Source organism: Rhizobium aethiopicum (assembly GCF_014197535.1).
Classification (GTDB): domain Bacteria; phylum Pseudomonadota; class Alphaproteobacteria; order Rhizobiales; family Rhizobiaceae; genus Rhizobium; species Rhizobium aethiopicum_A.
Window position 1 is genome coordinate 18,002 of sequence record NZ_JACIFV010000031.1, and the last position, 13,690, is coordinate 31,691.

Sequence of the window (13,690 nt, forward strand, 5' to 3'; positions counted from 1 at the left end):
ATGAGCGGTACCGAAACTCTGGTCGAAATGCGGCATATCGAGAAATTTTATGGCCGGGTCCACGCTTTGCGCGACGTGAACCTCACGATAAGGAGGGGCGAGATCGTCGGGCTTCTCGGAGATAACGGCGCGGGCAAGTCCACCCTGATCAAGGTTCTGTCGGGCGCGGTTCCCTACACCTCCGGCCAGATATTCATCAAGGGCCGCGAAGTGCGGTTGCGTAGTACCAATGATGCGATCGTTAGTGGCATCGAGACCATCTATCAGGACTCCGCGCTGGTCCCGCAGCTTTCCATCGCTCGGAACCTCTTTCTCGGACGGGAGCTCAGAACAGGCCCCCGCTTCCTCGACCGGCTGGACCAGGAGCGGATGAACGCGGTTGCCGCCGATCTGCTGAAGCGCGTCGGCATATCCAAGAACATTCCGCCCACCACGCCGATCGGATCGCTTTCCGGGGGGGAACGGCAGGCCGTGGCCATCGCGCGCGCCATGTATTTCGACAGCGACCTGATCGTGCTTGACGAACCAACCAATAATCTCGGCGTGGCTGAAACCCAAGGGGTACTGCGCTTCGTGCGCGAGGCGCGCGACACCGGCCACTCCTGCATTTTCATCGCGCATAACATCCATCATGTCTTCCAGGTGGTGGACCGCATGGTGGTGATGCGGCGCGGCAGCGTCGTCGCCGACGATCTAAGCCCTGCTACCTCATCGATCCAGGAGGTAGAAAACATCATCACCGGCGAACATATGGCGGCATGATCGAGATCGGCGCCAGGGGAATCCGCTTCGGCTTCGATGCACGAACCGGTCTCCTCGACGGCTTCACGGTGGAGGATGAGGGGCACGAGATTGCTCCATTGCACCGCGCGCCCTGGGTCGGCACCGGGGAGGTAATGCCGCCTGGCACACCGCCGCATCTTGCGACGCTCGGCGGCGATTTCTTCTGCGCCCCGTTCGCGGGCAGCGAAGTGGGGTCGCCGCTTCATGGCTGGACGGCCAATTCGCCCTGGAACGCTGTCGAACAGGGGGGCTCGTGGCTCCGGGCGAGGCTACTACGCACCGTCTACGGCGCCATCGTCAGCAAGGAACTAGAGGTCGAAGACGGGCACCCGTTCGTCTACCAGCGCCATGTCTTCACAGGCGGCAGTGGCCGCATTGCCATTTCGAACCATGCCAATGTGTCGCTACCCCGGGGCGGATTGATCAGTTGCTCGCCCAAATTGGCCTGGGAGACGCCACCGGCACCGCCCGAACCCGATCCCGCGCGCGGGCGTTCCGGCCTGCGCTACCCGGAGCGATCAACGATGCCCGACCGTTTTCCCGGAACCGACGGGTGGGTCGATCTCACCCGGTTTCCGTGGAACCCGCGACATGAAGACGTCGTCACCGGCATCGAAGCCCGAGAGCACAGCTTGGGCTGGACGGCGGTGACGCGGCCGGTTGAGGGCGATCTGTTCCTGTCTCTCCGGAATGCCCGACGCTTGCCAATGACGGTCCTTTGGCATTCCAACGGCGGCCGCGATTATCCTCCCTGGTCGGGCCGCCACTTTGGCTGTTTGGGTGTCGAGGAGAGTGCAGCGGCAGTCTTGCTCAGCCACTCCAGCGAAGACGACCTTTCGGGTCCGGGTGCCCTCACCCTGGTTCAGGATCGGGAAACCGAAGTCAGGCATGCCATAGGCGCCATCCGCTGGCCTTCGGACGAGCGGGTCAAGGATGTTCGCATAGTGGACCATGCCATCGAAGTGTGCGGCGATCGTGGAGGGTTCCGGCACCTTGCCTTTCGCAAGCACTTTCTCGACTGAGGCGAACGTGCAAGATCGGTGGGCTGGTCCCTCCCTGAAAACACGTGCGGCTCGGTCAGCGCATTGGACTGCGCCGGTCCCACGTATTTGCCGCCTCGTTATTGGATCGTCCGGCGGCAGCGTCCGCCGGAGAGAAATGACTTGCCTTGCTGATAAGCCCGGTCCGCGTGCTACTCCTTCACCGCGCCCGTCATCGAGGAGACGTAGTAGTCGACGAAGAAGGAATAGAGGATGACGACCGGCAGGGAGCCGAACAACGCACCCGCCATCAGCGATCCCCATTCGAAGACGTCGCCGCGCACCAGTTCGGTCAGAACGCCGACCGGAATGGTCTTGTTCTCCGAGGACTGGATGAATGTCAGCGCGTAGATGAACTCGTTCCAAGAGAGCGTGAAAGCGAAAATGCCCGCCGAGATCAGGCCCGGGACCGCAAGCGGCAGGATGATCTTGACCAGGATCTGCCAGCGGTTGGCGCCGTCCACCAGCGCGCTCTCCTCCAGTTCGAACGGGATCGAGCGGAAATAACCCATTAGCAGCCAGGTGCAGAAGGGAATGAGGAAGGTCGGATAGGTGAAGATCAGCGCCAGGCGCGAGTCGTAGATCCCAAGCTTGAAGACGATGAAGGCGAGCGGGATGAAGAGGATAGACGGCGGAATGAGATAGGCGAGAAAGATGACGAGGCCGATCTGTCGGGAGCCGGTGAAGCGGATGCGCTCGATCGCATAAGCGCCGAACACCGAGGCCACCAGCGACAGCGCCGTCGATCCCACAGCCACCAGCATCGTGTTCCACAGCCAGCCGGGATAGGATGTCTCGAGGAACAGGTATTTGATGTGGTCGAGCGTCGGGCCGACCACCCAGAAGGGACTGTAGTTGTTGTAATCCGTCAGCTGCTCGTTCGGTTTTACGGCGGTGATCGCCATCCAGTAGAAGGGAAAGAGCAGCACGAAAACGAAGACGGCCATCGGCAGATAGAGCATCACCACGCGCCGCGGCAGACGGTTCAGATAGCTCATGCCCTCGGCATTGTCGGTCAGGACCTCATCGGCCGTTTTGAGATTGGTCGACATAGTTTCCTCCTTAATCCTGTCCGCCCTGCTGCCATTTGCGGCGCTGCAGACCGAAGAAGCTGAACATGATGGCGCCGAGCAGGAAGGGTATCATGGCGACCGCGATGGCCGCCCCCTCGCCGAGCTGGCCACCCGGAATGCCGCGCTGGAAGGAGAGTGTCGCCATCAGATGCGTGGCGTTGACCGGCCCGCCCTTTGTCAGCACATAGATCAGCTGGAAATCCGTGAAGGTGAAGAGCACCGAGAAGGTCATGACGACGGCGATGATCGGCGTCAGCATCGGCAGTGTGACATAGCGGAAGCGCTGCCAGCTCGTCGCGCCGTCGAGCGAGGCAGCTTCTTGCAGCGAGGCCGGAATGGTCTGCAGGCCGGCAAGCAGCGAGATCGCCACGAAGGGGATGCCGCGCCAGACATTGGCGACGATGACCGATATGCGTGCATTTGTGGGATCACCGAGGAAGTTGATCGGCGCGCTGATCAGCCCGAGCTTCATCAGCGACCATGAGATGATCGAGAACTGGGAATCGTAGATCCACCAGAAGGCCAGTGCCGAAAGCACCGTCGGCACCACCCAGGGCAACAGCACGATCGCGCGGAAGAAGGATTTGAACGGAAGGTGCTGGTTCAGAAGCAGCGCCAGCCAGAGACCGAGTGCGAATTTCAACGCCGAGGCGATGACCGTGTAAAGGATGGTGTTGAAGACCGACAGCCAGAAAACCGAATCATCGGCCAGGAACTGGTAGTTCTCCAGGCCGATGAAGATGCCGTCCCGGCCGATCCGCGTGTCGGTAAAACCAAGCCAGACGCCGAGCCCCAAGGGATAGGTGAGGAAGCAGACGAGGAACACGGCAGCCGGCAGCATGAAGAGGAAGCCGAGCACGTTGTTGTTCTGCATCAGCGAGGGGCTGCGCTCATCCCCTGAGTTCAAGGTCGACATTGGTTGTCTCCAGATTGCATTCAGTCCTGATGCATGTCGCCCGGAAGTGTGCAGGGGTTCCGGGACAACGACATGCATAAAAACAAGGAACTAAAGCGCGGCGCATGGATCAAATCTGATGTGACGCGCTTTAGAGGCTTGCGGCATGCCGGATATCGGGCATGCCGCAGGTTCCGGCTCCGGATCAGACGCGGTAGTAGCGGTTCGCCCGGCGTTCGGCTTCCTTCATCGCATCCTCGGGCGATTTCTGGCCCGTGACGGCGGCGGCATACATGTCGACCAGCACATAGTCGGCCATGGTTGCCGCCGAGGCGTAGCCGAGCGGACCGGCATAGCCGTTGGGGCGCAGCTTTTCCGAGGCGCGCGCATAGGGCGCGTGAACCGGATCGGCGGTCCAGACCGGGTTCTTGGCGAAGGCCTCGAGCGGCTGGCAGCAATAGGCGCTGGAGCCCTGGATCCAGGCATTCATCTGATCAGCTTCCATCATGAACTTGATGTAGGCCTTGGCCGCTTCCGGATATTTGCTGTGCTTGAAGAGCAGCAGCGAGCTCGTCTGGAAAAGCTCGACGCTCTTGCCGACCGGTCCGATCGGGAAGTTCGTCGTGCGGATGTCCTTGGCGATCTCGGCGAGCTTCGGATCGTTCTTGGCCGTGTAATAGACCGAGACGCCGTTGGCGATCAGCGATACCTGGCCGGCGAGGAAGGCGCGGTTGTTGTTGACATCCAGCCAGCTTTCCGTGCCCGGAATGAAGGTCGCGTAGAGTTCCTTGGCATAGTTGATCGAGGCGAGCGTTTCCGGGCTGTTGATCGTCACCGTGCCGCTTTCGTCGACCATTTTGCCGCCATGGCTCCAGAGCAGCCAATGGGCATAGTTGTTGCCGTCGCCAACGGCCTTGCCGTGCGGGAAGCCGGCGGGCGTGCCCTTTGCCTTCATCGCCTTGCAAAGCTCGAGGAAGCCTGCGGTATCGTTCGGGAATTCGTTGAAGCCGGCAGCCTTCACATGGCTGTCGCGATAGACGACGGCATTGCCGATCGTCGTCAGCGGCATGGCGATGAACTTGTCGTCACGGGTGGCATAACCCTTCAGGCCGTCGTACCAGCCTTCATACTTGTTGCCGAGATAGTTGCCGAGTTCCGTGAGATCGACCAGCTTGTCCGGATATTGGTGCGCGTCGTCGAACCAGCACATGATGAGATCCGGACCGGAGCCGACATTGGCCGCAACGGCGGCTTTCGGACGGATGTCCTCCCAGCTCTCCTTGTCGATGCGCACTTCCACGCCGGTGGCTTCAGTGAACTTCTTGGTATTGGCGAGCCAGGCCTCCTCATCGCCCTTCACGAAAGGCGTCCAGCGCAACAGACGCAGGCTGGCGCCGCTTTCCGGCGTGTAGGTCGGTTCGGCCTGCGCAAAGGACGGCTTGATGCCGAGGCCGGCGACACCGGCAACGGCTGCCGATGCAGCAAGAAATTCACGTCTCTTGATCGTCATGAGATTCCTCCTCATTGAAACAGCGGGAGCAATTCTCCGGCATTCACCTCCCGCTTGGTGAACGGCGGCCTGGCATCCCGGGGGCGCAAGCTCCCCAAGGAGGTTTGCGCTCCCATGGGGGCTCACCCCTCGAATGCTTGCGCCCCGGCGGAACGGGAGACTCCTCCTCTCCCCTTATCCCGCCGGATGGCGTCAGTCGGTCAATCTTATGCCGCCTTCGGCGTCGAAGAGATGCACATGCTTGGCGTCGATCGCCACCCGGATGGCTTCGCCCGGGCGGGCATCGACACGCTCGCGGAAGACGCAGCTGACATCGCTGCCGCCGAGGCGGACGGTCAGATGGGTCTCGTAGCCGGTCGGCTCGATCACCACGATCTCGGCCGGCAGTCCGTTGGGATCGAGCGAGATATATTCGGGGCGCAGCCCGTAGACGAGATCGCGGCCGATGGCGCTTGCCGGCGGATTGGCGACGGGCAGCCGCGTACCGTTGGCGGCGACGAACTGACTGGGATTATCCGCATCGAGCCTGCCGTGGATCATGTTCATCGCCGGGGAGCCGATGAAGCCGCCGACGAAGAGATTGGCAGGGCGGTCGTAAAGCTCGAGCGGTGTGCCGATCTGCTCGACGATGCCGTCATGCATGACGACGATCTTGTCGGCCATCGTCATCGCCTCGATCTGGTCGTGGGTGACGTAGACGGTCGTCGTCTTCAGGCGCTGGTGCAGTTCCTTGATCTCGGCGCGCATGGCGACGCGCAGTTTCGCATCGAGGTTGGAGAGCGGCTCGTCGAACAGGAAGACTTCCGGATTGCGCACGATCGCCCGTCCCATGGCGACGCGCTGGCGCTGACCACCGGAAAGCTGGCGCGGATAACGGTCGAGAAGCTTGTCGAGGCCAAGGATGCCGGCGGCATATTTCACCCGCTTTTCGGCTTCTGCCTTCGGCGATTTGTTGAGCATGAGCGAGAAGCCCATGTTCTGCTCCACCGTCATATGCGGGTAGAGGGCATAATTCTGGAACACCATGGCAATGTCGCGGTCCTTCGGCGGCAGCGTGTTGACGACGCGCCCGCCGATCTTGATCTCGCCGCCGGAAATATTCTCGAGGCCTGCCAGCATCCGCAGAAGCGTGGACTTGCCGCAGCCGGAGGGGCCGACGAGGATGACGAATTCGCCGTCGGCGATATCGATGTCCACCCCCTTGATGACGGGATGCGCGCCGAATGATTTCCGGACATCCGCGAATTGAACGTTTGCCATACTCCCTCCTCCCAGATCATGAGCACTGCATATATGTCGTTTTCAGCCGGCGGCAGCCCGCCCCCTCACCCACGCCCGACGAAGGGCATTTTCGTCGCCATGACAGTCATGGTCAGCACGTTGGCACTGAGCGGTAGGCCGGCCATGTAGACGACCGCGTCGGCAATATGGGCCGGGTCGATCGTCGCCTCCGCGGCAATGCTGCCGTTGGCCTGCAGCACGCCGGCCGCAATTCTCGTCGTCATGTCGCTCGCGGCATTGCCGATATCGATCTGGCCGCAGGCGATGTCGAATTCGCGCCCGTCAAGCGCGGTGGATTTGGTCAGGCCGGTAATGGCGTGCTTGGTCGCCGTATAGGGCGCGGAATTCGGGCGCGGCGTCGTGGCCGAGACGGAGCCGTTGTTGATGATACGCCCGCCGCGCGGGTTCTGGCTTTTCATCAGCCGGAAGGCCTGCTGCGTGCAGAGGAAAGCGCCGGTGAGATTGGCGGCGACGATGGCGTTCCATTGCTCGAAGGAAACCTCTTCGAGGGCCACGCCGGGCACGGTGACGCCGGCATTGTTGACCAGGAGGTCGAGCCGTCCGTATCTCTCCGAGATCGCATCAAAGAGGCCTCGCACCGAAGCGGGGTTGCCGACATCGGCGGGAACCGCGAAAAACTCCGCGCCCGTCTCGCCCCCGAGTTCGGCCGCCGCCTTCTCAAGCACATCGGCCCGCCGCCCTGAAATCACGACCCTGTAGCCTGCGGCGCCGAGTCCCCTCGATATGGCACGCCCGACGCCGGTGCCACCGCCGGTGACAAGCGCGATCCTTGCTTCTCCGCTCGCCGATATGCTCACGCAATCCTCCCGCCGAGTTCATCCTCGATATGCACCTGCAGAATTTCGTCGAAGCTCGTTTCTGCCGTGAAGCCGAGCGAAGAGGCTCTCGTCGCATCGAACTGAGTCGGCCAACCGGCAACGATGCGTTCGATCACAGGATCAGGCACGCGTTTGATGAGGGCGACCGCCTTGTCGCCGGCCACCCGGCGCAGAGCGTCGATCTCTTCGGAGACCAGCGCGGAAAGGCCCGGCATGGTCAGGTTGCGCCGCGCGCCGATCCTCGCCGTATCGATCGTCGCGGCATGGACGAAGAAGCCGACGGCCGCGCGCGGACTGGCAAACCAGTGCCGGACGTTGTCGCTGACCGGCAATATGGCTTCCTTACCGACCAGCGGCTCGCGCAGGATATTGGAGAAGAAACCGGAGGCCGCCTTGTTCGGCGCACCGGGGCGCACGCAGATGGTCGGCAACCGGATGCCGATGCCATCGAAGATGCCGCGGCGGGAATAATCGGCAAGCAGCAGTTCGGCAATTGCCTTCTGGGTGCCGTAGCTCGTCAGCGGCGTGGTAAAGAATTCATCCGGAATGACCTCCGGGAACGGCGTGCCGAAGACGGCGATCGAGGATGCAAAGACGACGCGCGGCACATAGCTGCTCTTGAGGCCGAGCTGGCGGATCGCATCGAAGAGAGCGCGCGTGCCATCGAGGTTGACGGCGTAACCCTTGTCGAAATCTGCCTCCGCCTCACCCGACACGATGGCGGCCAGGTGAAAGATCAGATCCGGCCGGCTTTCGATCAGCCTGTCAGCTACGCCGGCGGCGGCAAGGTCGACTGTCTGCGTCGTGGAGACGGACTGGAGCGTCTCCGGCACCGGCGGCTGAAAAGCATCTGCCAGCGTCAGACGGGTGATGGGTCGGCCGAAAGCGAGCGGCTCGCGCGCAATCTTCTCGACCAGCTTACGGCCGACCATGCCCGCTGCTCCCAAGATCATCACATGCATATCGGCTCTTCCTCCCGTCGGCCGGTCTCTTCGGTCAAGATCGCGCTACTCGTGTTGTCCTTGTGGTCACTCCCTGGCCGGCTCGCGACGCGATCTAGAACCAGCCCGATCGGCATATGCCCGATCGAATTCAGATAGGTTTGCAACCTGCGGGTCAAGTCACCTTTCCTGATCCGCAGATGATCGGTATCGAACGTTAATCAGATGTCGGACCCTCCGAAGCGCTGCCTGTGCGCCCATCGACTCCAATTCGATGGCCATGGCCTTCCCTGTCTCCTGCACGGCTTTTCTCCCGTTTCCGATGACTGGTATCGATACCGGTATCGGTAACAACGCCTATTTTTACCGTGCGTGTCAAGTAGCGAGTGTTTTCCTTTTTTTGGAAAAGAGCCTATGAGTCTGACGTTGCCCGCTGGCGAGGCAGTTCGACGATGGGGTCGGTGCGATGCGTAAATCCACACTGGAAGAGGTTGCCGCTGCGGCAGGCGTCAGCAAGATGACGGCATCGCGCGCCCTTCGCGGCGCCGCCGACGTCTCCAAGGAGACCCGCGAAAAAGTGCTTCAGCAGGCCGAGCGGCTAAACTACGTCGGCAACCGGCTGGCGCTCTCACTGTCGTCGCAGCGCACCAACCTCGTCGCCGTCGTCGTTCCCAGCATGTCCAACATCGTCTTTCCCGAAATGCTGGCGGGCATTTCCGCCGGGCTGCGGGGATCAGGCATGCAGGCGGTGTTCGGCATCTCCGATTACGATATGGCGAAGGAACGCGAGATCATCCGCGACATGCTCTCCTGGCGCCCTGCCGCCATCATCGTGACGGGTCTCGATCAGCCGGCAGAAACGGTGAGAATGTTGCAGAATGCCGCGATCCCCGTCATCCAGCTGATGGACCTCGACGGCACGCCCATCGACTTCAACGTCGGTCTTTCGCATGGCAAGGCCGGAGAAGAGATGGCAAAAGCGCTGTTGGCCGCTGGCCGGCGGCGATTCGGCTATATCGGCAGCGCGATCGACAGGGATCTGCGCGCCGGCAAGCGGAAAGCCGGCTTCGAGAAAGTGCTGCGCGAAAACGGCCTTTCTTTCGTGGACGAGCGGTTCAACGCCGCCTATTCCTCGGTGGCGCACGGCAAGCGGTTGTCGATGTCGATGCTTGCGGAAACCAGGGATCTCGACTGTATCTATTATTCCAATGATGACATGGCAACGGGCGGCGTCTTCGCGTGCCTGGAACTCGGCATTTCCAGCCCTGCGGAAATCCTGATCGCCGGATTCAATGGGCTGGATGTCGCCAGCGCCCTTCCCGTCAGGATCGCAACCTCGATCTCGCCACGGCGTCAGATGGGCGAAGTGGCCGCCGCGCTTCTGCTCGCTGCGAGCAGCGGCGACGGAAGTCAGGTATCCGAAAAGATTATCGCCTTCACTCCGGAGATCACCGGAGTCGATTGAGGCTCAAATTCCGTCGGCGTCCCTCGAGCACGCTGGCCCGTGCATCCATTTGCAGTTTTGCAGCCTCGGCTTGTCGAAGCAGAATGATGGCCAAGACTGCGGTTCACTGGTCTCGACCGACCTGCGTAACGAGATCGGCAAGCATTGCGGCCTGGCCCTTGAGGATCTTGATCTCAGCCTCTGCGATCGCAAACCACCGAGCGCGATCGACCTCGGGAAAACTTTGGATCCGACCCGATCGCGGCGGCCATTCGATCTGAAACTCCGAACTCCGTACCTTCTCGACATCAAGAGCGGCGTCCGCCTCCACCGACCAGACGACCACTACTTTTCCGCCGGGTTGGCGATATTCTCCGAGCCGGGCGAAGCTTCCCTTAATTTCGACGCCGAGCTCCTCCTGCGCCTCCCGGATCGCTGCCGACAGTTCGTCTTCGCCGGCTTCGATCAATCCCTTCGGGATAGACCAGGCGCCCTCGTCCTTCTTCGCCCAGAAGGGACCGCCGGGATGGACGAGCAGGACCTCCGGCCTCGTCTCGCAAAGGCGGTAGATGAGAAGCCCGGCGCTACGCACCGGCATCGGCAACTCCCTCAATGATCATGGTCTTTCCTCGATGACAACTTTCCTCGCGGTGGCGCGTTAGAGCTGACAGCCACACAGTCACACGGAGAATATCATGCCCAAAGGGTTTCGTTTCGACCTGCTTGCCAAGAGCGGCTATGTGGCGCGCGGTGTCGTGTTCCTCCTCGTGGCGGGCCTCGCCCTTTTTTCTGGCGTCGCCGGGGGAAAGCCGGAGACGAAGTCGGCGCTTTCGACGCTTCTCGGACAGCCCTTCGGCCGCGTCTGGGTTGGGCTCATCGGCATCGGACTTCTCGGTTTCGTCGCCTGGCGACTGGCGCAGTCGCTCGCCGACAGCGACGGCCATGGCCGCGACGCCAAGGCCGTCGCCATCCGGACGGTCTTCTTCGGCAGCGCCGTCATCTATCTCGGCCTTGCCGGTTACGCACTGGGTCATGCACTCTTCAGCGGCGGCGGGAGCCAGCAATCGGGTGAGAAAGGGTTGGCAGAATGGATCATGTCGCAGCCGTTCGGAGCCTATCTTGCCGTAGCCGTCGGACTCGGTTTCATCATCGGCGGGGTCGTGACGGCAGCCAAGGGCATCACCAGGAAATTCGAGCGCTATCTCAGGCTCTCCGACGCCAGCGGCGTGGTGACCTCGGTCTGCGTATACGGCCTCGTCGCCCGCGGCGTCGTCTTTGTGATCACCGGAATATTCTTTGCCTATGCAGGTTTTCGTGTTGACCCTGAGCAGGCAGGCAGCATGGCGGACGCGCTCGAATGGGTGAGACGGCTTCCTTTCGGCGCGATCCTCTATATCGCCGTGGCGATCGGCCTGGCGGCCTTTGGGATCTATAACCTCGTCGAAGCGCGCTATCGCATCGTGCACAGCCCGTCCCTTGACGACGTGAAACATTCGATCCCCACACCTGGCCATTAGCAAAAACGGCGGCTTCCCAAGCAGGCGGGCTGCGCCATCTCTGTCAGATGATCTATTTTACCGGCGATACCCATTTTGCAGATCCCCGCGTCCTTCGCATCGACCGACGCCCCTTTCCCGACATGACGTCCCACGACGTGACCCTGATCCAGAACTGGAACGAGATCATTAGCCCGCAGGACGATATCTGGCATCTCGGCGACTTCATGTCGTTCCGCGGTGGGGACTGCGACCAGCTCCTTTCGATGCTGAACGGGCGGAAGCACCTCATCATCGGGAATAATGATCCTCCGACGACGACAGAGGCGACGGGATGGGCAAGCGTTCAGCACTACAGCGAGATGACGCTGGACGATCATCTGCTGATCCTGTGCCATTACCCCTTCCGCACCTGGAACAAGATGGGCAAGAAGTCGATCAATCTGCACGGACATTCCCACGGCCGCCTCAAGCCCCTGCCCCGCCAGTACGATGTCGGCGTCGATGCGCAGGGCCTCAGGCCGGTGTCGCTGCAAGCCCTGTTGTCGACGAAGCCGGGGTCATGATGCCGCTGAAAAGTGCTAAGCGACAGAGTGAAATGTGGGCCTGGTTCTCTTCGCTGGCGCCGGTCCAGCCGACCGAGATGCTCGGCCTGTGGCAAGGTGCGGGCATACCATCGGATCACCCGCTCGACGGCGTTCTCGAGAACCTCGGCTGGTTCGGCAAGCGGTTCCACGCTGACATGCGCGCGGACGCCCTCCTCTTTCAGTGGCGGTCGGATCGGCTGGTGGCGATCGACCCCGGCATTCTTCCGATCAGCCTGGCCATCAAGGCGGCGCCGTTCGGCCGCACTCGGATCGCCCGGAACTGGTTCTCCTATCTGCAGAGGGCGCTCAGGGCGCGGGGTACGACCGCGTCGCTGAAGCTTCAGACCGTCGATGACCTCACCACAGCCGCTATGATCTACGACAGGCAGCCAATCGCCGACTATTTCCGCAGGACGGGAGACGACGAGCTCGCTGGTATGATGTGCGTCGACGGCGATGCCCGCCGTTATTTCTTCAAGCTCCGGAGGATCGAGGTCGCATCGCGGCGACGGAGTGAATGAGGCGAGGGCAATGATTGCACGCGGGGAACAATGTGCTCCGCTCGAGTGTTATGGCATGCAACCCGGGGGATCTCATGCGTGCTGCTCTGATTGCGACTTTGCTCTCGCTCTCCTGCTTGCCGGCCAAGGCAACAGCGTCGGAAGCTGGCTTTCTACAGTCTTTGGGCGGGGACTGGAGCGGAACCGGAATGGTGCTCACCAAGATAGGCGGCCCGAATCTCAAAGTCTCCTGCACGCTTCGATCTGACGCAGGTACATCGGCCGTCTCAATGAGCGGGACGTGTCGCGGTCTTGCGGTTTTCACCAGAACCTTCTCCGCGACTGTAAAGGCCGCCGGAGAGCGATATACCGGCAATTACGTGGGACCATCAGGACTGCCGTCGAAGCTTGCAGGGAACAGGAAAGGCGCCGCCCTCAACCTGCGGGTGACTTGGGCGCGGCTGGTCAACGGAGACCGAGATGCAATTTTAACGATTGAGAAGGTCGGGCAGAACAAGCTTCGACTGCAGACCGTCGATCAGGATCCTGCTTCCGGCCAGCCGGTCGTAACCAGCCGCATCGATTTGCAGCGGCCTTCCATGGCAGAAAGATAGCCGGTCGGGCCGCTGCGCTCAGCGGAGCGACGGCTCGAATTCAGTGCCTTTTGGCGTGATGGTCGCCGCGGTCGCCTTCTCCGGGCTTCGCATCATTTTTTGCCCGACGCCGCTTGTCTGCCGAGAGCGAGCGGCCGACGTCTGCTGACTCGGTGAAACGACCCTGATCGTCGCGGCGGACGTAGCGCCTGTCGGTGCCTGTATCGATGAGTTCGCGTTTGGACATGGTGGTCTCCTGCTGTTGAAGCAGGGAAAACGCACGAGATTCCAAAAGGATGCATCATCCCGCGTCATTTCCCGTCGCGCAGCCTATGCCGCGGCCGAAGCCCTACGCGGCCATGCGGAGGAGGGCATTGGTAAGCTGCCTGGTATCATAGGGTTTGGAGAAGAAGACGCCGCGCTCGGGTAAAGCGCCCGCGTCCGGCTGCTTCATGCCGGAGACGATGATGATTTCCACGGGCGGCCAGCGATCGCGGACGGCCCTTGCGAGCATCAAACCATCCATGCTGCCCGGCATGTCGATATCTGTAAACAGGATCCGGATGCCGGGCACTCTTTCGAAGAGCATGAGCGCCTCGTCGGCATTGCGTGCCTCGAGCGCTTCAAAGCCTGCCTCCTCGACGATGGCAACCGCCATCATCAGCAGCAGAGCCTCGTCCTCGACCACGACCACCTTGGTTTTCATCT

At 61.7% G+C, this 13,690-nt stretch carries 16 protein-coding genes; 7 read left to right on the plus strand and 9 right to left on the minus strand.

The genetic code is table 11. The features are described from left to right. Together GGD53_RS27625 and GGD53_RS27630 are read left to right on the plus strand one after the other, a co-directional pair. A complete protein-coding gene (locus GGD53_RS27625) occupies nucleotides 1-762 on the plus strand; it encodes an ATP-binding cassette domain-containing protein (protein ID WP_184459908.1) in 762 nt (253 codons plus the stop codon). Then, a complete protein-coding gene (locus GGD53_RS27630) occupies nucleotides 759-1,805 on the plus strand; it encodes a hypothetical protein (RefSeq protein WP_184459909.1) in 1,047 nt (348 codons plus the stop codon). The genes GGD53_RS27625 and GGD53_RS27630 overlap by 4 nt, the downstream gene beginning before the upstream one ends. 170 nt (nucleotides 1,806-1,975) lie before the next feature. On the opposite strand, the gene GGD53_RS27635 is transcribed toward GGD53_RS27630, so the two are convergent. The 6 genes from GGD53_RS27635 to denD all read right to left on the minus strand — a co-directional run bounded on the left by GGD53_RS27635 (nucleotide 1,976) and on the right by denD (nucleotide 8,383). Further along, complete coding sequence (locus GGD53_RS27635; RefSeq protein ID WP_064812401.1) at nucleotides 1,976-2,875, minus strand: carbohydrate ABC transporter permease; 900 nt, start codon at nucleotides 2,873-2,875, stop codon at nucleotides 1,976-1,978. Between the two features lie 10 nt (nucleotides 2,876-2,885). Next, nucleotides 2,886-3,812 (minus strand): carbohydrate ABC transporter permease, encoded by a 927-nt coding sequence (locus GGD53_RS27640; protein WP_184459910.1) that lies wholly within the window; start codon nucleotides 3,810-3,812, stop codon nucleotides 2,886-2,888. 184 nt (nucleotides 3,813-3,996) lie between these two features. After that, nucleotides 3,997-5,301, minus strand: a complete 1,305-nt coding sequence (locus tag GGD53_RS27645; protein ID WP_184459911.1) for an ABC transporter substrate-binding protein — start codon at nucleotides 5,299-5,301, stop codon at nucleotides 3,997-3,999. 192 nt (nucleotides 5,302-5,493) lie between these two features. After that, complete coding sequence (locus GGD53_RS27650) at nucleotides 5,494-6,561, minus strand: ABC transporter ATP-binding protein (RefSeq protein WP_184459912.1); 1,068 nt, start codon at nucleotides 6,559-6,561, stop codon at nucleotides 5,494-5,496. 65 nt (nucleotides 6,562-6,626) lie between these two features. Then, the gene (locus tag GGD53_RS27655) at nucleotides 6,627-7,400 is read right to left on the minus strand and encodes an SDR family NAD(P)-dependent oxidoreductase (protein ID WP_184459913.1); all 774 of its coding nucleotides are present in this window, start codon (nucleotides 7,398-7,400) and stop codon (nucleotides 6,627-6,629) included. Continuing rightward, nucleotides 7,397-8,383 (minus strand): D-erythronate dehydrogenase, encoded by a 987-nt coding sequence (gene denD, locus GGD53_RS27660; protein ID WP_184459914.1) that lies wholly within the window; start codon nucleotides 8,381-8,383, stop codon nucleotides 7,397-7,399. The genes GGD53_RS27655 and denD overlap by 4 nt, the downstream gene beginning before the upstream one ends. A gap of 445 nt (nucleotides 8,384-8,828) precedes the next feature. Between denD and GGD53_RS27665 the strand changes: the two genes are divergently transcribed. Further along, nucleotides 8,829-9,827 (plus strand): LacI family DNA-binding transcriptional regulator, encoded by a 999-nt coding sequence (locus GGD53_RS27665; protein ID WP_184459915.1) that lies wholly within the window; start codon nucleotides 8,829-8,831, stop codon nucleotides 9,825-9,827. Between the two features lie 103 nt (nucleotides 9,828-9,930). On the opposite strand, the gene GGD53_RS27670 is transcribed toward GGD53_RS27665, so the two are convergent. After that, a complete protein-coding gene (locus tag GGD53_RS27670) occupies nucleotides 9,931-10,404 on the minus strand; it encodes an NUDIX domain-containing protein (RefSeq protein WP_184459916.1) in 474 nt (157 codons plus the stop codon). A 97-nt stretch (nucleotides 10,405-10,501) separates the two neighbouring features. Here GGD53_RS27670 and GGD53_RS27675 point away from each other — a divergent pair, with 97 nt between their 5' ends. The 4 genes from GGD53_RS27675 to GGD53_RS27690 all read left to right on the plus strand — a co-directional run bounded on the left by GGD53_RS27675 (nucleotide 10,502) and on the right by GGD53_RS27690 (nucleotide 13,003). Then, entirely contained in the window at nucleotides 10,502-11,323 is an 822-nt protein-coding gene (locus tag GGD53_RS27675) for a DUF1206 domain-containing protein (protein ID WP_184459917.1), read from the plus strand. 47 nt (nucleotides 11,324-11,370) lie between these two features. Further along, nucleotides 11,371-11,868, plus strand: coding sequence for a metallophosphoesterase family protein (locus GGD53_RS27680; protein ID WP_184459918.1), 498 nt, complete (start codon nucleotides 11,371-11,373; stop codon nucleotides 11,866-11,868). Then, entirely contained in the window at nucleotides 11,868-12,410 is a 543-nt protein-coding gene (locus GGD53_RS27685) for a GXWXG domain-containing protein (protein WP_184459946.1), read from the plus strand. The genes GGD53_RS27680 and GGD53_RS27685 overlap by 1 nt, the downstream gene beginning before the upstream one ends. A 74-nt stretch (nucleotides 12,411-12,484) precedes the next feature. Then, nucleotides 12,485-13,003, plus strand: coding sequence for a hypothetical protein (locus GGD53_RS27690; RefSeq protein ID WP_184459919.1), 519 nt, complete (start codon nucleotides 12,485-12,487; stop codon nucleotides 13,001-13,003). 40 nt (nucleotides 13,004-13,043) lie between these two features. Here GGD53_RS27690 and GGD53_RS27695 read toward each other — a convergent pair whose 3' ends face one another. Then, nucleotides 13,044-13,229 carry a hypothetical protein gene (locus GGD53_RS27695; RefSeq protein ID WP_184459920.1) on the minus strand — a complete coding sequence of 62 codons (186 nt, stop codon included), beginning with the start codon at nucleotides 13,227-13,229 and terminating at the stop codon, nucleotides 13,044-13,046. Between the two features lie 102 nt (nucleotides 13,230-13,331). Continuing rightward, nucleotides 13,332-13,688, minus strand: a complete 357-nt coding sequence (locus GGD53_RS27700) for a response regulator (RefSeq protein WP_184459921.1) — start codon at nucleotides 13,686-13,688, stop codon at nucleotides 13,332-13,334. Between the last annotated feature and the right edge of the window lie 2 nt (nucleotides 13,689-13,690).

What these genes read in the sequence shown, in the direction of transcription:
- GGD53_RS27675 (WP_184459917.1), top strand. Translation starts at nt 10,502, where the DNA reads ATGCCCAAAGGGTTTCGTTTCGACCTGCTTGCCAAGAGCGGCTATGTG.
- GGD53_RS27635 (WP_064812401.1), bottom strand. Translation starts at nt 2,875, where the DNA reads ATGTCGACCAATCTCAAAACGGCCGATGAGGTCCTGACCGACAATGCC.
- GGD53_RS27700 (WP_184459921.1), bottom strand. Translation starts at nt 13,688, where the DNA reads ATGAAAACCAAGGTGGTCGTGGTCGAGGACGAGGCTCTGCTGCTGATG.
- GGD53_RS27690 (WP_184459919.1), top strand. Translation starts at nt 12,485, where the DNA reads ATGCGTGCTGCTCTGATTGCGACTTTGCTCTCGCTCTCCTGCTTGCCG.
- GGD53_RS27680 (WP_184459918.1), top strand. Translation starts at nt 11,371, where the DNA reads ATGATCTATTTTACCGGCGATACCCATTTTGCAGATCCCCGCGTCCTT.
- GGD53_RS27630 (WP_184459909.1), top strand. Translation starts at nt 759, where the DNA reads ATGATCGAGATCGGCGCCAGGGGAATCCGCTTCGGCTTCGATGCACGA.
- GGD53_RS27625 (WP_184459908.1), top strand. Translation starts at nt 1, where the DNA reads ATGAGCGGTACCGAAACTCTGGTCGAAATGCGGCATATCGAGAAATTT.
- GGD53_RS27645 (WP_184459911.1), bottom strand. Translation starts at nt 5,301, where the DNA reads ATGACGATCAAGAGACGTGAATTTCTTGCTGCATCGGCAGCCGTTGCC.
- GGD53_RS27640 (WP_184459910.1), bottom strand. Translation starts at nt 3,812, where the DNA reads ATGTCGACCTTGAACTCAGGGGATGAGCGCAGCCCCTCGCTGATGCAG.
- GGD53_RS27685 (WP_184459946.1), top strand. Translation starts at nt 11,868, where the DNA reads ATGCCGCTGAAAAGTGCTAAGCGACAGAGTGAAATGTGGGCCTGGTTC.
- denD (WP_184459914.1), bottom strand. Translation starts at nt 8,383, where the DNA reads ATGCATGTGATGATCTTGGGAGCAGCGGGCATGGTCGGCCGTAAGCTG.
- GGD53_RS27695 (WP_184459920.1), bottom strand. Translation starts at nt 13,229, where the DNA reads ATGTCCAAACGCGAACTCATCGATACAGGCACCGACAGGCGCTACGTC.
- GGD53_RS27670 (WP_184459916.1), bottom strand. Translation starts at nt 10,404, where the DNA reads ATGCCGGTGCGTAGCGCCGGGCTTCTCATCTACCGCCTTTGCGAGACG.
- GGD53_RS27665 (WP_184459915.1), top strand. Translation starts at nt 8,829, where the DNA reads ATGCGTAAATCCACACTGGAAGAGGTTGCCGCTGCGGCAGGCGTCAGC.
- GGD53_RS27650 (WP_184459912.1), bottom strand. Translation starts at nt 6,561, where the DNA reads ATGGCAAACGTTCAATTCGCGGATGTCCGGAAATCATTCGGCGCGCAT.